General features: G+C 40.5%; 12 protein-coding genes. 6 read left to right on the top strand and 6 right to left on the bottom strand.

The genetic code is table 11. The features are described from left to right. Nucleotides 1-44: 44 nt before the first annotated feature. Entirely contained in the window at nt 45-1,922 is a 1,878-nt protein-coding gene (recJ, locus tag CLOL250_RS07775) for a single-stranded-DNA-specific exonuclease RecJ (protein WP_008401755.1), read from the bottom strand. Between the two features lie 212 nt (nt 1,923-2,134). Here recJ and CLOL250_RS13375 point away from each other — a divergent pair, with 212 nt between their 5' ends. Next, a complete protein-coding gene (locus CLOL250_RS13375) occupies nt 2,135-2,482 on the top strand; it encodes a helix-turn-helix domain-containing protein (protein WP_049941097.1) in 348 nt (115 codons plus the stop codon). Between the two features lie 106 nt (nt 2,483-2,588). On the opposite strand, the gene CLOL250_RS07765 is transcribed toward CLOL250_RS13375, so the two are convergent. Together CLOL250_RS07765 and CLOL250_RS07760 are read right to left on the bottom strand one after the other, a co-directional pair. Continuing rightward, a complete protein-coding gene (locus CLOL250_RS07765; RefSeq protein WP_008401753.1) occupies nt 2,589-3,080 on the bottom strand; it encodes a DUF4358 domain-containing protein in 492 nt (163 codons plus the stop codon). A 66-nt stretch (nt 3,081-3,146) separates the two neighbouring features. Continuing rightward, entirely contained in the window at nt 3,147-4,151 is a 1,005-nt protein-coding gene (locus tag CLOL250_RS07760) for a GDSL-type esterase/lipase family protein (RefSeq protein ID WP_008401752.1), read from the bottom strand. A 344-nt stretch (nt 4,152-4,495) separates the two neighbouring features. Between CLOL250_RS07760 and CLOL250_RS07755 the strand changes: the two genes are divergently transcribed. Further along, complete coding sequence (locus CLOL250_RS07755) at nt 4,496-5,497, top strand: aldose 1-epimerase (protein ID WP_008401751.1); 1,002 nt, start codon at nt 4,496-4,498, stop codon at nt 5,495-5,497. Nucleotides 5,498-5,796: 299 nt separating this feature from the next. Here the strand turns inward: CLOL250_RS07755 and CLOL250_RS07750 are convergent, their stop codons facing one another. Next, nucleotides 5,797-6,561: a hypothetical protein gene (locus CLOL250_RS07750; protein ID WP_044945546.1), complete on the bottom strand. Its 765-nt coding sequence runs from the start codon at nt 6,559-6,561 to the stop codon at nt 5,797-5,799. Nucleotides 6,562-6,852: 291 nt separating this feature from the next. On the opposite strand from CLOL250_RS07750, the gene CLOL250_RS07745 reads away from it, so the two are divergent. Beyond that, nucleotides 6,853-9,336: a GH36-type glycosyl hydrolase domain-containing protein gene (locus CLOL250_RS07745; protein WP_008401748.1), complete on the top strand. Its 2,484-nt coding sequence runs from the start codon at nt 6,853-6,855 to the stop codon at nt 9,334-9,336. 120 nt (nt 9,337-9,456) lie between these two features. Here CLOL250_RS07745 and CLOL250_RS13370 read toward each other — a convergent pair whose 3' ends face one another. After that, on the bottom strand, nt 9,457-12,108 hold the full coding sequence (locus CLOL250_RS13370) for a glycosyltransferase family protein (protein ID WP_008401747.1): 2,652 nt from the start codon (nt 12,106-12,108) through the stop codon (nt 9,457-9,459). Between the two features lie 296 nt (nt 12,109-12,404). On the opposite strand from CLOL250_RS13370, the gene CLOL250_RS07735 reads away from it, so the two are divergent. The 3 genes from CLOL250_RS07735 to CLOL250_RS07725 are packed head-to-tail and all read left to right on the top strand — an operon-like array spanning nt 12,405 to nt 18,473. Then, nucleotides 12,405-13,355, top strand: coding sequence for a glycosyltransferase family 2 protein (locus tag CLOL250_RS07735; RefSeq protein WP_008401746.1), 951 nt, complete (start codon nt 12,405-12,407; stop codon nt 13,353-13,355). Between the two features lie 21 nt (nt 13,356-13,376). Then, the gene (locus CLOL250_RS07730; protein ID WP_008401745.1) at nt 13,377-16,055 is read left to right on the top strand and encodes a right-handed parallel beta-helix repeat-containing protein; all 2,679 of its coding nucleotides are present in this window, start codon (nt 13,377-13,379) and stop codon (nt 16,053-16,055) included. Nucleotides 16,056-16,091: 36 nt separating this feature from the next. Continuing rightward, nucleotides 16,092-18,473: a right-handed parallel beta-helix repeat-containing protein gene (locus CLOL250_RS07725; protein ID WP_008401743.1), complete on the top strand. Its 2,382-nt coding sequence runs from the start codon at nt 16,092-16,094 to the stop codon at nt 18,471-18,473. A gap of 717 nt (nt 18,474-19,190) precedes the next feature. On the opposite strand, the gene CLOL250_RS07720 is transcribed toward CLOL250_RS07725, so the two are convergent. Further along, on the bottom strand, nt 19,191-21,635 hold the full coding sequence (locus CLOL250_RS07720; protein ID WP_008401742.1) for a glycogen/starch/alpha-glucan phosphorylase: 2,445 nt from the start codon (nt 21,633-21,635) through the stop codon (nt 19,191-19,193). Nucleotides 21,636-21,816: the final 181 nt, after the last annotated feature.

Below are 21,816 nucleotides of genomic sequence, written 5' to 3'. Positions count from 1 at the left end.
TCCTTTTCCGCCATCCACATAATATCAAAAGGCCGGTTAAATCTTTAACCCTCATGCTTTCGATATTCGAGCAAACGAATCTGCAGCGTTCTTCTTCCCGCAAATTCATTGATATCCGGATAATAGGCAATATCTAATACAACATGACCGGGCATTCCTTTTAGTATTTTATCACATTCATTTGCTCCAAACCACTGTTTTATGTTAGAAATAAACACTTCCGGGGCAAAACTTATGCCCTCGATCGTGCCACCGTTTTCCATCAGGAACGTAACCCGTAGAACATTCTGTCTTTTCCCCATGATCCTCGCACTTTTTACATACACACCACTCTGGGCAAATACCGGTTTTTCATTTCCTTTTCCAAATGGTTCCAGAAGCTCCAGTTCTTCCGTCAGTGATATACTTACATAATCAAGCGGCATAGGTACATCGATCCGAAGCTTCGGGGTAAGCAGTTTTTCATCTAATGTACAATTCGTATTCATCTTTTCACGAAGTCTGGCAAGATTCCGCTTCTCCATGGAAAAGCCCGCTGCCATCTCATGTCCGCCGAACTTCGTGAAATAATCACTGCATTTATTGATCTCATCATACATATTATAGCCTTCGATCGAACGACCCGATCCCTTAATGATTCCTTCTTCCTCACCATCCGTAAATAACAGCACCGGCCGATAATACCGTTCCTTGATCCTGCCTGCGATAATCCCGACCAGACTTTCATGAAGCTTCGGAATATACATAACAAGCACTTTATCAGATAATGCCGCAACCCCCGTCTCCGGGACTGCGCCCATCAGAAGGCGATCCGATTTCTCAAGCAGCTCGATCGCGGTCTTCGTTCCCTGCTCTGTCATATCTTTTCTGGCATTATTGATATTCAATAACTCAATCGCCCGTTCATTTGCCTTATAGCTGTCGGTTTCGAGCAGGAACTCCAAACTGGTTTTTGCATCCCCGAGTCTGCCCGCCGCATTGATACACGGTCCAATGATAAATCCCAGATCAAATGCTGACAGCTTCTTTCCATCTCTGCCACTGTTTGTGATCAATGCCTTTAAACCATAATTGCTGCTATCGGACAACCGGCGCAGCGCTTCTCTGACAATGATGCGGTTCTCATCTACCAGATTCATAACATCACAGACAGTTGCAATTCCAAGTATCTCAATAAATGCCTCACATTCCGTCTCCGGTATCCCGCACATCCGGTACAGAAGCTGGATAAATTTATATGCCACCCCAGCGCCGCACAACTCCTTGCACGGATATTCACACCCCGGCTGCTTGTGATCGATCACCGCATCCGCTTCCGGTACTTTATAGATCCGGATATTCTTTTCATCTGTATCATATGGAATATCATGATGATCCGTAACGATCACCCGCATACCATATTCTTTCGCTTTTCTCACCGCATCAAATGCCGCAATCCCATTGTCACAGGTAATGATCGTACTAATCTGATCGGCTGCCGCCGCATCTACCATACGGATATTGATTCCATATCCATCGTAGATCCGGTGTGGGATATCATAATCTATCTTATCTCCTGCGGATATACCATTTTCATGCTCCCACACACGCTGCAAGCCTTTATATAAGATATAATTTGAACTCACACCATCCACATCATAATCAGAAATGATCCGTATCCTTTTTTTGTTCCGAATCTCCTCAAGCATAAGGTTACAACCCTTTTCCATATTTTTCATCAACCCGGGATCATGCAGGCGATCAAGACTTCCATTCAGATAGGTATCGATATCCTCATCCGTTATCACATCCCGGTTTCGGATCACCCTGACTGTTACCGGATCGATATGAAAACGTTCCCCGATTCCGAAAAAATCGGCTCGTTTTCCATATACAGTCCATTCCATATCATATTTTATCGGTGGTTTTATCTCTGTTGCCATATCTGTCTTCTCCTGTCCGTCTCACTTGTATTTTCCCTTATAAAAGCAAAGGAATTATACACCAGCCCTAAAAAACGCGTCAACACCTTTGCAGTTTTGTTTATTCGTGTATATACGCATTTTATGCACCTCTCAGGTTATGTGCCAATACACCTTACAGGTTGTTTATTTGATTTTTTATTCTAAATATAATGTATAGTGGAGGTAGTTTTATGGAAAATTTATATGCCAAAATCGGACAACGTATTGTGCAGATACGACACGCAAATAATCTAACTCAATACCAGCTCGCTGAAATGCTTGATATTTCTGTAAAGCACTGTAGCGCAATCGAACGAGGCAAATCCAGTCTCTCATTAGAGAAAATGATCGATCTCTGTGATATCTTTAATATCGATCTGGATTACTTGATCCGCGGTGTGCAGAAAACTGACGATATACCATCTTATATCCCACACACCGTAGTGGAGATCATGACATCTGATGACGAGGAAAAGAAACAACATTTCCGGGACTATATAGAGATTTTTAATGCTATTTCAAATTCTCAATCACAATAACCGACAATCTTCACATCCGGGTATTTATATTAAAAAAGAAGCAGTTGAAATCTAATATATCCGAATCCTTCGGTACATACCAGCCTCCAACTGCTTCTTTTTATAATTATTTGAAATATTTGTCGATGATCTCATTTGCCTTATCCGTATCATCTGTAACACAGTAAACAACATAATTGCCATCTTCCTTGATAATCGCTTTATCCAGACGACTCGTCTCTGACGGCTTATAGTCTGCATAGGATGTTGTCTGCTTTGCCTTTCTGTCTTCGCATGCTGACTTTACGGCATCCGCAGAGCTCTGATCTGCTGCTTCAAATACTGCAATCTCCTCTGCAGTTGCACCTGTTGATACAACAACTACACTGTTCTTTACCTTATCCGCATCAATCCCATAATAAGTAAGCGCCACATTTGTATCTAACTCGGACAAAGAATCTTCAAACGTCAATCCGTTCTTTAATTCATTTGCCATATCTGTCACGTTTATATTCAGCGCTTCCTTCGAATCACCGTTTCCACCTACCGTTGTGCCACATCCTGCAAGCATACCTGCAATACCAAGGATTGCACACATCTTTAAAATCTTATTCTTCATCTACTCAATAACACTCCTTGTCTGTTCTTCTGTTTTTTCTATATCACAATATCATCCATTCCGGATCTACTGTCTTACATATACATTCTGTCTGATGTATTCCAGCCATTTCTTACAATATTCCTGATTACAATGTCTCCCATCCGTACTTGCATCTGCCGGAAGAACACCGTCTACCGTAACACTGCTTGCTACATCCAGATATATGATATCTCCATAGTCCTTACACATTCTCTTTAACAGCTTATTAAATTTCTTGACATTTTTATTATTATAGATCTCATCCTCATCCGATAGCTTCTTTGAAACCGGAAGGATATTTTCTACATAAATCGTTGCATCCGGTTGGATCTCTCTGACTGAATCAATAAATGTCTTATAGTCCTCAATAAAAATATCATCATAAACCCATCCCAACTCATTAAGTCCGAAGGATATATAGATATTATCATACTGCTTAAGCTTTAAAGCTTCTAATGTCGTTATCATTCCCTTATCTGTCGAAACGATCGAATCCGTCATAACTTTTTCGATATTCAGGCCCTTCGAACAGAATGCATCCAGATTACTCATCCCCGTATATAAACTCAAGCCTTCTGTCCTGGAATCTCCAATGATAACTGCTGTATCAAAATAAGCATCATCCGTCGCATTTGCCGGTTTGAAAAGCTTTTTATCATACCAGTCATCTCCCTTTGATGAGAGATCCGGATCTTTATCATTTATATATTTTAAAGTTGCTCCGCCTTCTGCTTCCGAAGTAGATGCTTCCTCACCGGTCGTTACTGTTTCCGTTGTCGGTTCTTCTGTTGTCGGCGCCTCCGTCGTTACTCCTGTTGTAGCTTCTTCCGTATCCTCTGTTGTCGGTTTCTCCTCCGTTCGATCTGCATCGGACTTTGTTGCAACATTTTCCGTATTCACATCCCTGCCGAAATCTATAATTTCCTGTCTATATTTTGTAGCAAATATCGCAATGGAGCTCGCCAGAAAAATTACCGCGATCGCAATAATTTTACATCTGTCGACCTGTGCGTTATGCTGCTTTGCGTTATATCGTTTATCATTGTCCATTATCTGTGCTTCCTCTTTTGATCTTACATTCTAATAAAAGGAAAGGGTTATTACCCCGATTTAATCAGTGTTCACATTATAACATACCACTTTACATAAGTGTACAGATTTTGAAATTTCTACATAATTCGCAGTTTTAGTCGTTTTTCGACTTTTCCCATTGTTGAAATTAACAAATCTTGTTTCATTTTTATGGACACTTTTTAACTTAAGTGTTACTATTCTATTAGATTTTTGAGATGAGTCTGTTTTCACACTCACACATACATATTATTATCTTGCAGACTTTTTCCATTTTATGTATCTTATATTCAAATATTTATCACTTTATATGGGAGGCAACTATGAGCTTTAGCGCAAAAAACTATGATTTTAAAGGCGAAACCTGTATTGAGCTTATCGCAGGAGATTTTCGTGCGTTGATCGCACCTTTTAACGGAAGTAATGTAATGAAGCTGGAAAACACAGCTCTTGATATTGATATTTTAAGAAATGATCTGTCACTTTCTCCGGCAGAATTAAAAGCTGCTGCCGAAGTATATGGCATGCCTACCTTATATCTTCCAAACAGATTATCTCATGGAAATCTGAAAACCTCAGATGCCATGTATCATTTTCCTTGTAACGATCCACTCGGAAACCATCTTCACGGTTTTCTTCACAAACGCTGCCATACAATTGATGACATGTATGTAGAAGGTGAAAGTGCTGTTGCAAAGACATCTTATGTATATGATGAAAATGATGAATTTTTCGAGACTTTCCCTGTCAGCTTCAAGGCTGAATTTGTCTTTACACTGACATCAGACGGACTGGATTATTCCTTTACACTGACCAACCTTTCCAAGGTGCAGATGCCTTATGGTGTATGTAACCACATTGCATTCAAAGCACCATTTACAAATGGCGGAAGCGGCGCAAATGTTCGTTTACAAGTTCCAATCGGTGACAAATGGGAACTCAGCGACACCTGCATCCCGACCGAGAAAACACTGCCGCTTACCAGATATGATATGATGTACAAAGAGGGTGACATGGTTCCTGTTCTTCAGGATATCGACAACGACCTCTATACCGCGGAGATGAATGAATTAGACGGCAAACCATTCTATGGCGTCATCGTTACAGATAAAGTTACAGGTGTCCGTGTCTGCTACGAAGTATGTGATATTATGAAATACTGGATCATGTGGAATGATCACGGCATGAAAGAATTCTTCTGTCCGGAACCTATGAGCTGGAACATTGATGCTCCGAATCTCTCCGGCGACCCTGCCGTAACCGGCTACACCGAACTGGCTCCTGGCGAATCCAAAACCGTAACCGAGCGAATCTTTGTCCGGTAGAAAATAGTTTATAATAAAGCATTAACTTTATATCTATCATCATACACAGGTTTGACAGTAAAAAAAGACATACATATTCCTGTAGCAGACCTCTTTTCACGTCGGTACTTAATGAACCGCAAAAGCGGTGAATTTAGAACCGTTACGTGAAAATAGAACGAAAGTGTTCTGCGAAAGGAATGATATATGTCTCTTTTTATTGTCAGACCGTCATGCAAACAGGGCCTTAGCTAAAAAACACGGCATATGTATTCTGTGTAAGGAATAGCATATGCCATGTTTTCATATAAGGCTCGGTCTTATTCGTTCTCTACCGTTCCGCCGATATACCATTTTCCGCCCTTCTTGTAACAGATCAGTGACATCTTGTCATCCTCTGTCTCTGTCTCTCCAAGGTAGTTTATTGTCATGGTATAATCAACATCACAGATATAAGCACATCTTACTTTGCTTGCTACAGATGTATCACCATACAGACCTTCGCACATATTCTTGATAGTTGCTCTGTTTGCCTTCTCTGTTGATGTGATCTTGTAATCAATAGAATACTCAACCCCCATAGAGGTCAGAAGCTCGAAGCTGCTGGATAATGTTGCTACATCATTATCCGCAACGCATTCTTTGTCAACAAGCGATACAATCTTTGCTGTATCTGCTTCTTCGATTCCGGTCATGAAATCATCAACCAGCTTTTTACTCTTCTTTGCTCCACCGATTGAACCGGAAAATAAGAATATTACTGCCGCTGCAATTACCACAAGTGCAATAATGATTCCAATAACTGCTCCTACGCCGGATTTCTTCTTTTTGGTTGGCTGCTGATAATCTGTGCCATATGCATTTCCCGCATAACCGTTCTGCATAGGATCTCCCTGATACTGTGGTCCACCATACTGTGGATCCATCCCCATTCCCTGCTGTGGCTGTGCATCATATGTAACACCCTCCGGCTGCTGTGGCTGGTCATTCCCCGCAAGTTTAAAACCACCACTTGTACCTACTGCTGCCCCACAAACAGGACAAACAGATTCATTTGTCTCTGCTCCGCAATTTGGACAATTCATAATCTCTCCTCCTAAAAGTAAAAAATAATAAATAGTATTTGTGAACTTTTTATGTCTGTTCACATTTTGAGTGTATCAGATGATGATTCTTTTTACAATGATTATTTTTCCACTTTTATCCTGGGTTTTGTTGTCAAATATACTATTTTATTATATAATATGTCCATATGACTGTTTTTATAAAGGGCGTGCTATGTCCTTTGTAAGGGAGAGATCATGAAGCAGCGGATACTGCCTGATAACGGCAGACACTACTTATCTTAATACACATGAAAGGAAGGTATATATTACATGAAGTTTGGTTATTTTGATGATGCCAACAAGGAGTATGTCATCACATCTCCTAGAACTCCTTATCCTTGGATCAACTACCTTGGAACACAGGATTTCTTCTCACTGATTTCAAATACAGCGGGAGGTTACAGCTTCTACAAAGATGCTCGTCTTCGTAGAATTACAAGATACCGTTATAACAATGTACCTATCGATATGGGTGGTCGTTATTTCTATATTAACGAGAATGGTACAATCTGGAATCCGGGCTGGTCACCGGTTAAGACAGAGCTTGACGAATATGAATGCCGTCATGGTATGGGTTACACAGTGATCACCGGTAAGAAGAACAACTTAAAGGCAGAGGTTACTTTCTTCGTACCTCAGAATTATGCCGGAGAAGTTCAGCAGGTTGTTCTTACAAATGAAAGCTCAGAAGAGAAGACTTTCTCATTCTTCTCATTTGAAGAGTGGTGTCTCTGGGATGCACAGGATGACTGCACAAACTTCCAGAGAAACTTCAGTACAGGTCGTGTAGAGGTTGTTGGTTCTACAATCTACCACAAGACAGAGTACAGAGACAGACGTGATCATTTCGCATTCTATACCGTAAATGACGAGATTGACGGTTACGATACAGACAGAGATTCATTCATCGGACTTTACAATGGTTTCCACAACCCACAGGCTGTTGAAGCCGGCAAAGCAAATGATTCATTCGCAGATGGATGGTCACCAATCGCTTCACACTACAAGAAGATCACTCTTGCTCCAGGCGAGACAAAGACTCTTGTATTTATTCTTGGATATGTTGAGATGCCTGTTGACCAGAAGTTCGAAGCTGATGGCAAGACAATCAACAAGGTTAAGGCTCTTGAGATGATGGAGAAATACAACACTCCTGAGAAGGTTGCAGCAGGTCTTGCAGAACTCAAAGAGCACTGGAACAACCTCTTAAGCATCTTAAATGTTAATACTCCTGATGATAAGGTTAATCGTATGGTTAATATCTGGAATCAGTATCAGTGTATGGTTACATTCAACCTTTCACGTTCAGCTTCATACTTCGAGTCCGGTATCGGCCGTGGTATGGGATTCCGTGATTCCAACCAGGATATACTTGGATTTGTTCATCAGATCCCTGATCGTGCAAGAGAGAGAATTATTGATATCGCTTCTACACAGTTCCCGGATGGCGGATGCTATCATCAGTATCAGCCACTTACAAAGAAGGGTAATGCAGATATCGGTGGTGACTTCTCAGACGATCCATTATGGCTGATCCTTTCTGTATCTGCATACATCAAGGAGACAGGCGACTGGGGTATTCTTGATGAGATGGTTCCATATGACAACGATATGTCCATCGCTAAACCGATGCTTGACCACTTAAAGGTTTCTTTCTACAAGATCGTAAACAACCTTGGACCACACGGACTTCCACTTGCAATGAGAGCTGACTGGAACGACTGTATCAACCTTTCATGCTTCTCCGATACACCGGGTGAAAGTTTCCAGACATACACCAACCCTAAGTTCGCTGCTGAAGGCGGATACTCAAAGGTTGCTGAGTCAGTTATGGTTGCTACACTCTTTACATATGCAGGTCCTAACTATGTTGCTATTCTTAAGCACCTCGGAATGGACGCTGAAGCTGAAGCTGCTCAAGCTGAGATCGATAAGATGAAAGCTAACATCATGGAATCTGCTTGGGATGGCGACTGGTTCTTAAGAGCATACGATGCAAACGGTGAGAAGATGGGATCTAAGGAATGTAAAGAAGGACAGATCTTCATCGAGCCACAGGGCTTCGCTATTATGTCAGACATCGGTAAAGATCAGGGCTGCGACAAGAAGACACTTGCTGCTATTGATGAGCGTCTGAATACACAGTACGGACTTGTACTTAACAATCCTGCATTCACAAAGTATTACATCCAGTATGGTGAGATCTCAACATATCCGGGCGGATACAAAGAGAATGCCGGTATCTTCACACATAACAATGCATGGATCATCTGTGCTGCTGCTTACGCAGGCGCCGGCGATCAGGCATTCAAATATTACTCAGAGATTGCTCCTGCTTTCACCGAGGAGACATCTGATATCCACAAGACTGAACCATATGTATATGGTCAGATGATCGGTGGCAAGGATGCCGGTTCCGATATCGGAAAGCCGGGCAACCACTTTGGTCAGGGTAAGAACTCATGGCTTACAGGTACAGCTGCTTGGAACATGGTAGCTATTTCACAGTACATCTTAGGTATCTCAGCAGACTTCGATGGTCTTAAGATCGATCCATCTATTCCTGCTGCTTGGGATGGTCTGAATGCTACACGTCAGTTCCGTGGTGCTACATATGATATCAAGGTTACAAATCCGGATCATGTAAATAAGGGTATCAAGAGTGTTACTGTAGATGGCAATGCTATTGAAGGCAATGTTCTCCCTGTATTCGGTGATGGCAAGACTCATGCTGTAGAAGTAGTAATGGGCTAATCCATATAACAAATTTCATATAACCATATAATAAAGACCCATATAGATTTATTACACAGATTTCAATTCTGCTATAAACTATATGGGTCTTATTATTTCTTCTGTAAAAATGTGCTCCGTCTATAACGGCATCTCTCTTATAACCTTTACCATAACCGCAACACGATCACGGAATGTATGTCCATTCAATGCAATCTTCTGTCCGGCTTTCGCCTTTGCATCGCGTTCTTCTTCGTGTTTCAGATAATAATCGATCTTTTCTTTCAGATCCTCTCGTCCATGATATGTCACAACATTATCCCCAAACAACTCATGTATTTCTGGAATATCGTCGCTGATTATGAATGCGCCAACGGCCAATGCGTCAAAGATACGATTTGAGATAATTCCATTTTCTCTCATATCATCCCAATGATCATTTAGAAGAATCTTTGCATCATGATATGCCTGTCCAACCTTACTGTTATCCATATAATCACTGACAACATAATCCTGAACCGGAAATTTTTCCCAATGTCTTCCATATACTGTCAGCTTATGTTCTGTTGGAATAAGATCCTTTAAGATCGGCCGGAATACATGCCGGGAGTTTCCTACAAACAACAATTCATATTGCTTATCATGTCCTTCTTCATATACCATCGCACTGTCATCTACACACTGCTGTGCAACTCCCGATGGCACATGAAGCTTCGAGGCAAGCTCATCATGCATTTTCTGAGAAGCGAAGAATACATAGTCATAGGAATTATATTCGTCTATCGTCACATCATCCGGATGTGAAATATTCCACATGATATATTTCCTGTTATCTCCCATCGGTCTGTAATAAGGATTTTTCCCTCTCAGCACGATCACATAACCCGCCCGGCTCTGATCATACCAACGGTCTCTCGGAAGAACATTTGCCTTATACCCAAGCTTTTCAAATTCCTTTTTCATTCCAACAGCAAAATGCTGGTCTCCCCAGTATTTTTTTGATTCATCATCCGGCATCGCCCCACATATATCGATCTCATCCGAACAGACAGGTACATCAAAACACCCACTGATCATCTGAACAAATCCATGCGCAGTATCCTCATATATATGATTCTTTATGACATATGCTTTCTGTTCCGCAAGATATTCTTTCTTCTCTGCCGGCGTCTTTTCATTCATACAGCTAAGATCATACAAATCGTAATCCAGATCAAACCTACAATCCATATCAGCCGCCTTATCCTGTCCGGCTTCCATCTCCAACTTCAGACAAACTGTATTATCTTTCTGCTGCCATAATATCCTGATCAGATCATTCTTGCAGTTATACACTGCTTCGATATCATAATCCGGACAAACAGGAACCAATATATCTGTATCAACCCCTACGTTATACCAATCCTTCTTCGCAGTCCGGCTGAGTATCTTCACTTTACAGCCAAGTGCTTCAAGTGCTGCCCCAAAGAATAATGCATGATAATATTCCTCTGCATCTGTACCGGTCTTCGCATCCGACACGGCAAATGCAATTGTCAATTTCTGTTCTGTGAACATATGTGACTGACTGATCTTATCATTGAATAACTGCTTTGCAAGGTATCTCTGCCATTTACCCTTAAATACCATCATGTTATGAATACGTCTTTGCTTCTTTTCTTTTGCATCATCTTTCTCCTGCGTTCCGAATTCATAATGATATACTACAGAACCGGGGCAGTAATAATTTTTATATCCGGCTAAATGCAATTTTAAACATAAATCGACATCCTCATATCCGTATATATATTTTATATCAAATCCTCCGACTTCATCAAATGCATCTTTTTTAACCAGCATAACCGCCGCCGTTACTGCTGCGCGTTCCTGAAGTTCCAGACTTATATCCGAATCCGGCTCCCCGTTTTTCAGATTATATGGTTGAATAAAATGTGCCTTTTCCCGTATAACATCCTTAAACCCAATTCCGGCATGCTGAAGCATGTATGATTTTTCCTCATTTGCCGATCCGACAGGGATCTCCGGATAAACCAATTTTGCTCCAATTGCACCGGGCTGATCTGCTTTCTGTATGGCAATTAATAATTCATCCAGCCATCCATCCGTTACCTGAGTATCATTATTCATAAATAAAAGATACTCGCCCTTTGCCTGTTTTGCTGCATAATTATTTGAAACGGAAAATGACAGATTTTCATTTTGCTTAATTATTGTCATATCATATACCGACCTATAGGTCTCCAAATAATCCACAGACCCGTCTGTTGATGCGTGATCCACAAAAATAATTTCTATATTTTTATAAAAATGACAGTTAACGAACGACTTCATCAATCGTTCCAAATTCTTTTTCCCATTTTGATTCAATACTATGATCGACACAAGCGGTCGTTTTTCTTCCAGAAAACGAATCTCCTGAATATACTTTAATTCATCGTTCTGTTCCGGCGACGGATCTGCCTTCCAAAACATCCACTCGGTTTTTCGTTCAAACTGCCGTTCCTGTAATCTTGCAAGATCTGCCATAAGACATCCTCCGGCTGCATCCTCACGCAGTTTCTTCATCTGTCTGTTAACCTTGGCAAGCTCCGCATTCACTGTTTTCTTTTCTGCATTTAGCTGTTTGATCTTATCTGAAAGATCAGTATTTTTTTTCTTGAGTTCAGTTATTTGTTTTTTCAGACTTGAAGCTTCTTTCTTAAGTGCTTTTATTTCAGCAAGCGCATTTCTCCATTTGTGAAGAAATCCCCGGATACCGGGTAGTTTTGCGATAAAATTCTTTATTCCTTTCAAAGTTATCTTTTCTCCTGATTTTATGATTTTATGTTGCTATATATCTTTTTCCTTAATTGTTAATTATAGCATACCCTGTCTTTGCTATGCAAACTCATCCTGTCACTTTCAAAAGCCACCTTCAAAAGCCCACTGCCAAAAGAATGAGAGAAGGATCATGTATTCAAAAAATATATCTTTAATATCGTTCCGTTTTCAAATATTAATTCTGTCAGTATTATCTCCGGAATGCTTGACACCTACATTCCGGTAACTTAAAATTAATCATATATCAATAGTTATTTGGGGGAAATTTCATGAAAAAGTTAACACTGATCATTCCCTGCTACAACGAGGCAGATGCCCTTCCTCTGTTTGCGGCAGAGCTAAATAAAGTCATAGTTCAACTGACAAACTATAATACAGAAGTTCTTCTGGTCAATGATGGTTCATCCGATCAGACATTGACTGTCATGAAAGAAATCTGTGCATCCGACTCACACTATAAATATATCTCATTTTCCAGAAATTTCGGAAAAGAGGCAGCCATGTATGCCGGTTTCTGTAATTCCGACGGTGACTATGCCGCTGTTATGGATGCCGATATGCAGGATCCACCATCTCTGCTTCCCGAAATGTTAAACTGTCTGGAAACCGAAGATTATGACAGTGTTGCGACCAGACGTGTCTCTCGTATAGGTGAACCACCGATCCGTTCTTTCTTTGCCAGAAAATTCTACAAGCTTATCAACAAAATTTCTGATGCCGATATTGTAGATGGTGCAAGGGATTTCCGTTTGATGCGAAAAGAAATGGTTGACAGCATTGTTTCTATGTGTGAATACAACCGTTTCTCAAAAGGTATTTTCGGGTGGATCGGCTTTAAGACCAAATGGATCCAATATGAAAACGTCAACAGAATCGCGGGAGAAACCAAATGGAACTTCTGGGGACTCGTTAAATATGCGATCGACGGTATTATCAACTTCTCGGAAACTCCTATGTCCTTTGCCTCCGGTCTCGGTATTTTTCTGACCATTTTGTCATTTATCATGGTCATATTTATCATTATCCGAAAAGCAATATTCGGTGATCCGGTTGCCGGCTGGCCATCTCTCGCCTGTATCATTATATTCATTGCAGGTTTGCAATTCCTCTGCATGGGAATTATGGGAAAATATATGGCAAAGACCTATCTGGAAGTAAAAAATCGTCCACATTATATTATTTCCGAAACAAATAAAGAACACATAGATCGAATAAATTAATTTGTATAGAAGGCGCATTCATTGAAAAAAATATTACTTACTTTACTTACCCTGACTCTGTTCTTTCTTCTGTTTTCCGCACAGACCAGAATAACCGTATCAGCCGCAGAAAACAGTTCCTCTGATGAAACAACGATCAAAGTATCCGCCAAAAATGGCAGTGATATCTCGGACAAACTGCGTGAAGCTCTGATCAATGCAAGAGACCTCGCAGAAAGCTCCGGCCAGATCATAACCGTCAAGGTAAAAAAGGGAGATTACTATCTCTCAAAGTCCCTGCACATATATAGCAACACAACCCTTGATGTAACAGATGTACATTTTACTTATCAGGGTACTAAAAAGATCAACATGGTCATCAGCGGAACAAATGCCCCATACCGCGGCTATGAACATTTCAATTCCAGTGAAGGCTGTTCCGGCTATGATGCCTTTGAAAATATCACGGTACTTGGTGGAATATGGGAAAGCACACCCGAAAATGCCGGCAGTATGATCCGGCTCTTTCATGCCAGGAATGTCACTTTGGATGGCTTGACACTGATTGGCGGAGGCTGTGTACATCAGATGGAGGTCGCTGCCATCGATGGTTTCTATGTCCGCAACTGTACTTTTCTGGATCATGGCAAGAGCGCAGACTCCACAACTAATTTTCAAAAACAGGAATCCATCCAGCTTGATATGCCATACAGTAATCTGGTATATCCCGGTGTCTATCAGGATGGTACGCCTATGAAGAATGTCGAGATCACACATAATACTTTTCGAAATATTGCCCGCGGTGTCGGAACACACACGATGCTTTGTGGATCTTATCATGAAAATATTAATATCAGTAATAATACATTTGAAAATGTATTGGAGGAATGTATCATTTGTCTGAACTATGTAAACTGTCAGATCAAGGATAATACGATCACAAACTGCGGTGGTGGTATCCTTGTTGAAAATGCAAGAGATTACGATCGTTCCATGAATACTTCGATACTGGACGGAAGTAAAGTGTATGCCGGCGCAACCATCCACGACCTGAATACCGAGATCAGTGGAAATACCATACAGATCGTCTACCATCCAACCACGCTGATCGTAGCCGGAATCTATGTATATGGGAAAAATATATCCGATGATGCACTTGGTGGAGACGGCTATCCTCTGCCTAAAGAAAATCATTATATCAGCTCTATATCTATCCGGGATAATACGATCATAACCGCAGGTGATGGCATAACCATATCCGATGCCAGAAATTGTGAGATAGCAGGGAATTCCATCAAAGGCGCAAAATTTTCAAAGAAAGATCCATATGCCAGATACAGAGACGGAATTCGAGTTGATAAACAAAGCTCCGATATCTCTATAACAGGAAATTCTATTAAGAATATGTCCAGAAACGGTATTGTAATATATGATCGTTCCTCTCTGTCCGGCATAGTAAACAACAATATTAAAAGCTGTTCCAAGTCCGGAATCAAATTAACAGAACACAGTATCTGTGCAAATGATATAACAAATAATATAATAAAAAAATGTTCTTTCGGTGGTCTGATAGTTGAAAACAACAGCACGACTTCCGATATCATCGGGAATACACTCTCAGCGGTAAGCGGTAATCCCGCCATCAAAATCAGCAACATGAGTACTGTCCGTTATATCAACTCCAACCAGATTTATGACCTGGGGGAGTACAGAAAAAAAGAGGTTGCCTCGGGCATCGTAGTAAGCGGCAGATCAACTTCAAAAGGAATAGAAAGCAACCGGATCTATGCATCCAAGTCTAAATACTCCTCCGGTTACGGCATTCTGATTGATTCAGATTCCAGATTATCTGAATCAGTCAGCAACAACACAATTTCAAATACAAACGAATACTCTATTGCCGTTAAAAGCTATTCCAAGATAGCAGGTCAGATTAATCGTAATGATATCACCTCTGCCAGAAAAAGTGCTATTGCTGTTACCGATTCCTCCATAATCTGTGATAATATCGAAAGCAATCATATCTCAGGCAGCGGTACAAACGGTATCTTACTTGATAAAAAAGCAACCGTCCGGAACAGCATCGCCGGTAATGTTATTACAGAATGTAATAACTATGGCATCAATATCCAGAGTATAGAAAACGACCTGACCGTTGCCCACAATGAACTGAATGAAAATAAGAACGCTGCTATTAATATTGCCGCAGGAAAAAAGAATCTGACCACTATATCAGGAAATATATTATCCGGCTCAGCTTCAATCAGTGGTATCCGGCTATCCAAATGCAAAGTATCGATTGCATCCAATGAATTTGAAAAATTCAAATACGGAATCCATGCTGCAGCTTCCGTTTCAGGGTCAATCTATGATAATATATATAGTGATATAGCAAAAAAAGAAATCTACATTGATAAAAAAGCCCAGAAAATGAATACAGTCATTTCATCAACAGTCGAAACTACGACAGATAATGGAAAAAATAAAGCAACGATCACATGGGATGCTGTAAAGGGAATGGACGGATACGAATTACAATACAGCACATATGCAGATTTTTCCAGCAAACAGGTTATCCACCTGAATGCAAAACAGACATCTTATACCCTACACGATCTGCCAAATAACAAACCGGTTTATTACCGGATCAGGGCATATAAAACAGTGGAAAACATCTGTATTTTCGGAAATTTCCAGACGAACTATTTTATTCTCAGATAAATGGGATCATATTTATAACTGAAAGGGGACATATATATGAAAAAACATCTTATCCTGCTTGCTTCAGGACTGCTGCTTGTTTCCGGTGTTGCTTATACAGCAGATACACAGACATTTGCAGCCAACTTAACAGCTACTGAAAGCACAGCATCAAATGACACCTCACCGGAACTATTTGCAAATTCATACTCTGTTTCCGGCGACACGATTACGGTCTCCGCTAAAAACGGAAGTGAAATTGGAACAGTATTAAATGACGCATTAAAAGCTGCACGCGATCTTGCGGATTCCAACGGACACATAATCACCGTCAATGTTCCGGCAGGAAGTTATACTCAGGACATTGCTTTACATATCTACAGCAATACAACACTGAACCTGACAGGTGTAAGTATCAAATGCACAGCGGATACACCGATCAACATGATCACCACCGGAACAAACGGCGCATACAAAGGACAGAACAACTATAATACAAGTTCATTATGTAGCGGCTATAACGGATTCAAAAACATAACCATAAACGGCGGAACATTCATCAGCATTCCATCAAACGACTCAACAATCGTGCGTCTTTCCCATGCAACCAATGTCCATTTAAACGGAATCACCTTAAAAGGAGGCGGCTGTCTTCACCAGATGGAAGTAGCTGCAATCAACGGCTTCTATGTAACGGGCTGTACATTCCGGGACAATGGAAAAGCAACCGATATCAATAACCACGAAAATCAGGAAGCACTTCAGCTCGATATGCCATGCCGTGAGTTTGTATTCCCGAATATATACGAAGACGGCACTCCGATGAAAAATGTCGAGATTACCGGTTGCACATTTAAAAATGTTGCAAGAGGTCTCGGAAGCCATACGATGCTGATCGGCGCTTACCATGAGAATATTAAGATAAACAACAATACCTTTGATAACGTACTGGAAGAATGCATTATCGGTCTGAACTATTATAACTGTGAAATTAAAAATAACACGATCAAGAACTGCGGTGGCGGTATCCTTGTTCAAAACTATAAAGCTGCCGCTAATACGATCAACACCTCAATTCTGGATGGCAAGAATAAATATAAAGCATCCTTCCGCTATAAACTCAATACAGTTATCAGCGGCAATAATATCTCCCTCCGTTATTCTCCTAGCTGTATTACACCGGAAGGAATCAAAGTCTCCGGATACAAACAGGAAAGTGGAAAAAAGGGCGGTGACGGATTCATTCTTCCTGCCGGAAACTACTATATCAGTGGTGTAACTGTTTCCGACAACACAATCCACACCTCCGGTCATGGCATTCATTTCCTTGATGCTCACGGATGTAGTGCATATGATAATACAATCATTGGGCAGAATTTTTCTTCCAAAGATCCGTCCAAAAACGATCATGATGGCATTCTGGTAGAAATGGATTCCAAAAATATTATCATAAACAATAACCATATATCCGGAATGACCAGAAACGGTATTCTCGTGCAGAAGTCATCTTCCGTAAAGAGGATCTCCAAAAATATTTTTTCCAAATGCGGCGGACGCGGAATCCAGATATATGATAAAAGCCAATGCACAGAAGGCATATCGGATAATCAGATCAAAAGCTGCAAACGGGGTGGCATCTTTATCAGCAATAACTGCACCTCGGGAAATATCACCGGAAATAAAATTTCATCTTATAACGAAGAAGGCGGTATCTCTGTTTATAATAACTGTACAACAGGCAAAATCGCAAATAACACGATCACTGATACCAGAAAAAACGGTAAACATACAAATCTGGCCGGTATAAAGATCAATTTAAAATCAACCACCGGCTCCATGACGGGAAATAAGATTCTGGCCGGTGCCGCAAAATACTCATCCAACCGTGGAATTGTCCTTTACAATTCTTCCAAGGTAAAAGGATCGATCAATAAAAACACGATCGAAAAATGTAGTGACTCAGCTATCGTGGTATCTCTGAAATCTCAGGTTACCGGAAGTGTTAATGGCAATAAGATATCATCTGCTGCCAAATACGGAATTCAGACCCTGAATAAGTCATCTATTGGCAAGGCAATAGCATCCAACACGATCAAAAATGCCAAAACAAGCGGTATCTTGATCGGAAGTATCTCAAATACTTTGAAGATCGAAAAAAATAAAATATCAGGCTGTTCAAATGCAGGAATCTATATCCAGCCTGCAACAACAAAATACAAAATTACCGCTACAAACAACACAATTACCGGAAATAAAAAAGGATCCGGCTTCACCATAAGAAAAGCCAAGATCCTTATCAACAAAAATAAGATTTCCAAAGTTACATTTGGCGTATATGCAGATAAAAAATGCAAAGGCAATGTCTATGCAAATAAAATCTCCAAGATCACCAAAAAAAAGGTCTACACCGACACAAAAAAAGTGAAGCTTAAGAAATAAACCTCTTCTATACTAATGAGGAAGGTTATACTATTATTACGCAAGTCGTTTGCACTCTATTCTCGCGTAACAGTACTAAGTTCCCGCCTCACGGCGGATCATTAAGGACTGACGCGAGAAAAGGCTTGCTTCATAATAGTATAACCTTCCTCATTTTGTACATTAAGTCTGCTCTATAAGAAATAAGACATTTCTTGTCTAAAGTAACAATAAAACAAACCGGCGGTAAGTATATAGATACACTATTATGTACCGCTGCACGAGGATTAGAGCGAAAGCGTCTTGCGAAATAATATGTGTATTATATACTTACCGCCGGTCATAAAAATATCACTTATAGAACAAGACCCCTATATACTTTATGCATCAGACCTGTTCACTCTGTATAACTTCGAACTAAACTCGGCTAGCCTCGTTAAGATCTCAGTTACTCACGTCGGTCCTTAGCGACCCACCAAATGGTGGGAGCTTAGTACCGCTACGTGAAAATAGAGCGCGAGCGTTCTGCGGCATAAATGTATATATGTCTTTTTTTGTATACATAAACAGACCCGTGAGCATTATATATGTACATCATTATGCAGCAAGCCTATCCGAGTGCCGGTACTTAGGTTGCGTCTTTTGCAACCTTATGTACCGCTGCACCGAGGATAGAACGAAAGTGCCTTGCGGAATAATGGATGTACTATATAACGATCACGGGTCGTACATATATTATTAGTCTAATGTGACTTTAACCTTTTTGAGGTTCCAGATCTCTTTTGCATACTCTTCGATTGTTCTGTCTGATGAGAACTTACCGGAGCATGCTGTATTCAACATAACCATCTTAGCCCAGTTCTTCTCGTCTCTGTAAAGAGTATCGATCTTTCTGTGAGCTTCTACATAAGAAGCAAAATCCTTAAGGATGAAGTATACATCTTCGTTGATAAGTGAATCATACAGATCTCTGAAACGATCCGGATCATCAGAAGAATACATACCATTGATAAGCTGTGTAAGAACAGTTCTTACTGCTGCATCATTGTTGTAAATATCCTTTGGATTGTATCCACCTTCACGCTCATACTTCATAACTTCTTCAGCTCTTAAACCGAAGATAACTGCATTTTCTTCACCAACTTCTTCAACAATCTCTACATTTGCACCATCCATGGTTCCAAGTGTAACTGCACCGTTTAACATAAATTTCATGTTACCGGTACCGGATGCTTCTCTGGAAGCTGTTGAAATCTGCTCGCTGACATCTGCTGCTGCGAAGATCAGCTCTGCATTGGATACTCTGTAGTTCTCGATGAATACAACCTTGATCTTACCCTTGATAGATGCATCGTTGTTGATAACATCTGCAACAGAGTTGATCAGCTTGATGATAAGCTTTGCTCTCTTATAACCGGCGGAAGCCTTTGCACCAAAGATATATGTTGTTGGATACATATCATATGATGGATTTGTCTTCAACTCGTTGTACTGATACATAACATGTAAAATATTAAGAAGCTGTCTCTTGTACTCATGAAGTCTCTTAACCTGTACATCGAAGATAGAACGAGGATCTACATCCACGCCATTATGCTCCTTGATATAATTTGCAAGACGGATCTTGTTCTGGTACTTGATATTCATGAATTCCTGCTGATACTTCTCATCAGTAGCATATACTTTTAACTTCTTCAGATTTGAAAGCTTAACGATCCATTCATCACCGATCTTATCTGTGATCCAGCTTGCAAGAAGCGGATTACCATGAAGAAGGAAACGTCTCTGTGTAATACCATTTGTCTTATTATTGAACTGCTCAGGTCTCATCTCATAGAAGTCCTTCAGCTCTCTCTCTTCCAGAATCTTTGTATGAAGTGCTGCAACACCATTTACAGAGTAAGAACCTGCGATAGCAAGATGTGCCATCTTAACCTGACCATCATAAAGGATAGCCATGTTCTTAACCTTATCCTGGTTGCCCGGATACATAGACTGGATCTTCAGTACAAATCTTCTGTTGATCTCTTCTACGATCTGATAGATACGAGGAAGTAATCTTGAGAACAATTCGATCGGCCATTTCTCAAGAGCTTCAGCCATGATCGTATGGTTAGTGTATGCACATGTTCTGGTTGTGATATCCCATGCATCATCCCACTCAAGACCTTCTTCATCCATAAGGATTCTCATTAACTCTGCTACTGCAACTGTTGGATGTGTATCATTCATCTGGAACGTGATCTTTTCCGGAAGCTTATGAATATCACTGTTTTTCTCTTTGAATTTCAGGATTGCTCTCTGAACAGACGCTGAAATGAAGAAGTACTGCTGTCTCAGTCTTAATTCCTTACCTGCATAGTGATTATCATTTGGATAAAGGACTTCAACAATTGTCTTAGCAAGGTTCTGCTGCTCAACAGCCTTTTCATATTCACCCTTGTCAAATGAATCAAGACAGAACTCCTGATCTGCTTCTGCATCCCAGATACGAAGTGTATTTACAACATTGTTGCCATAACCGACAACCGGAACATCATATGGTACGGCACGAACGGTCTGATAACCATCCTGAATAAAGTAATTTCTTCCGTCTCTGTTCTCAACTCTTACATAACCGCCAAATTTAACTTCTACAGCGTACTCCGGACGCTTGATCTCAAATGGGTTGCCATCCTTTAACCAGTCATCCGGCAACTCGATCTGATAACCATCTTTGATTGCCTGCTTGAACATACCATAACGATAACGGATACCACATCCGTATGCCGGATAACCAAGTGTAGCAAGAGAATCCAGAAAACATGCTGCAAGACGTCCCAAACCACCATTACCAAGTGCTGCATCCGGCTCCTGATCCTCGATCAGATTCAAATCAAATCCAAGTTCATCTAAGGCTTCTTTTACTGCATCATAGTATGTCAGATTGATCAGATTGTTTCCCAGGGCTCTACCCATCAGGAACTCCATGGACAGATAGTAAACTGTCTTAACATTCTTCTTCTCATATTCCTTATGTGTTGCTATCCATCTGTCTATTATGTCGTCCTTAACAGCGTAGCTGACAGCCTGGAATACCTGCTGTGGAGTTGCCTCTTCGATTGGTCTTCTGTACAATGTCTTTACATTTGTAATAACCTCTTTTTTGAAGCCCTCTTTGTCGAAATCAATCAACTTTTTCATTTATCGTATCCTCCTTGAAAATTGCACGCCAGAATGCATCCCTGACGATTTTTCTATAATCAGATGCCGATATTATTCGCATCCTTTATATCTCTTTCACCCTAATTCATCATAATATCCAGTTTTACCATGAGAAATTTTGGAAGAAACCTATATCATTTTAACAAAAAAACATGTATTT

This window comes from Clostridium sp. L2-50 (assembly GCF_000154245.1).
Classification (GTDB): domain Bacteria; phylum Bacillota; class Clostridia; order Lachnospirales; family Lachnospiraceae; genus Coprococcus.
This window is presented reverse-complemented; position numbering and strand designations above follow the sequence as displayed.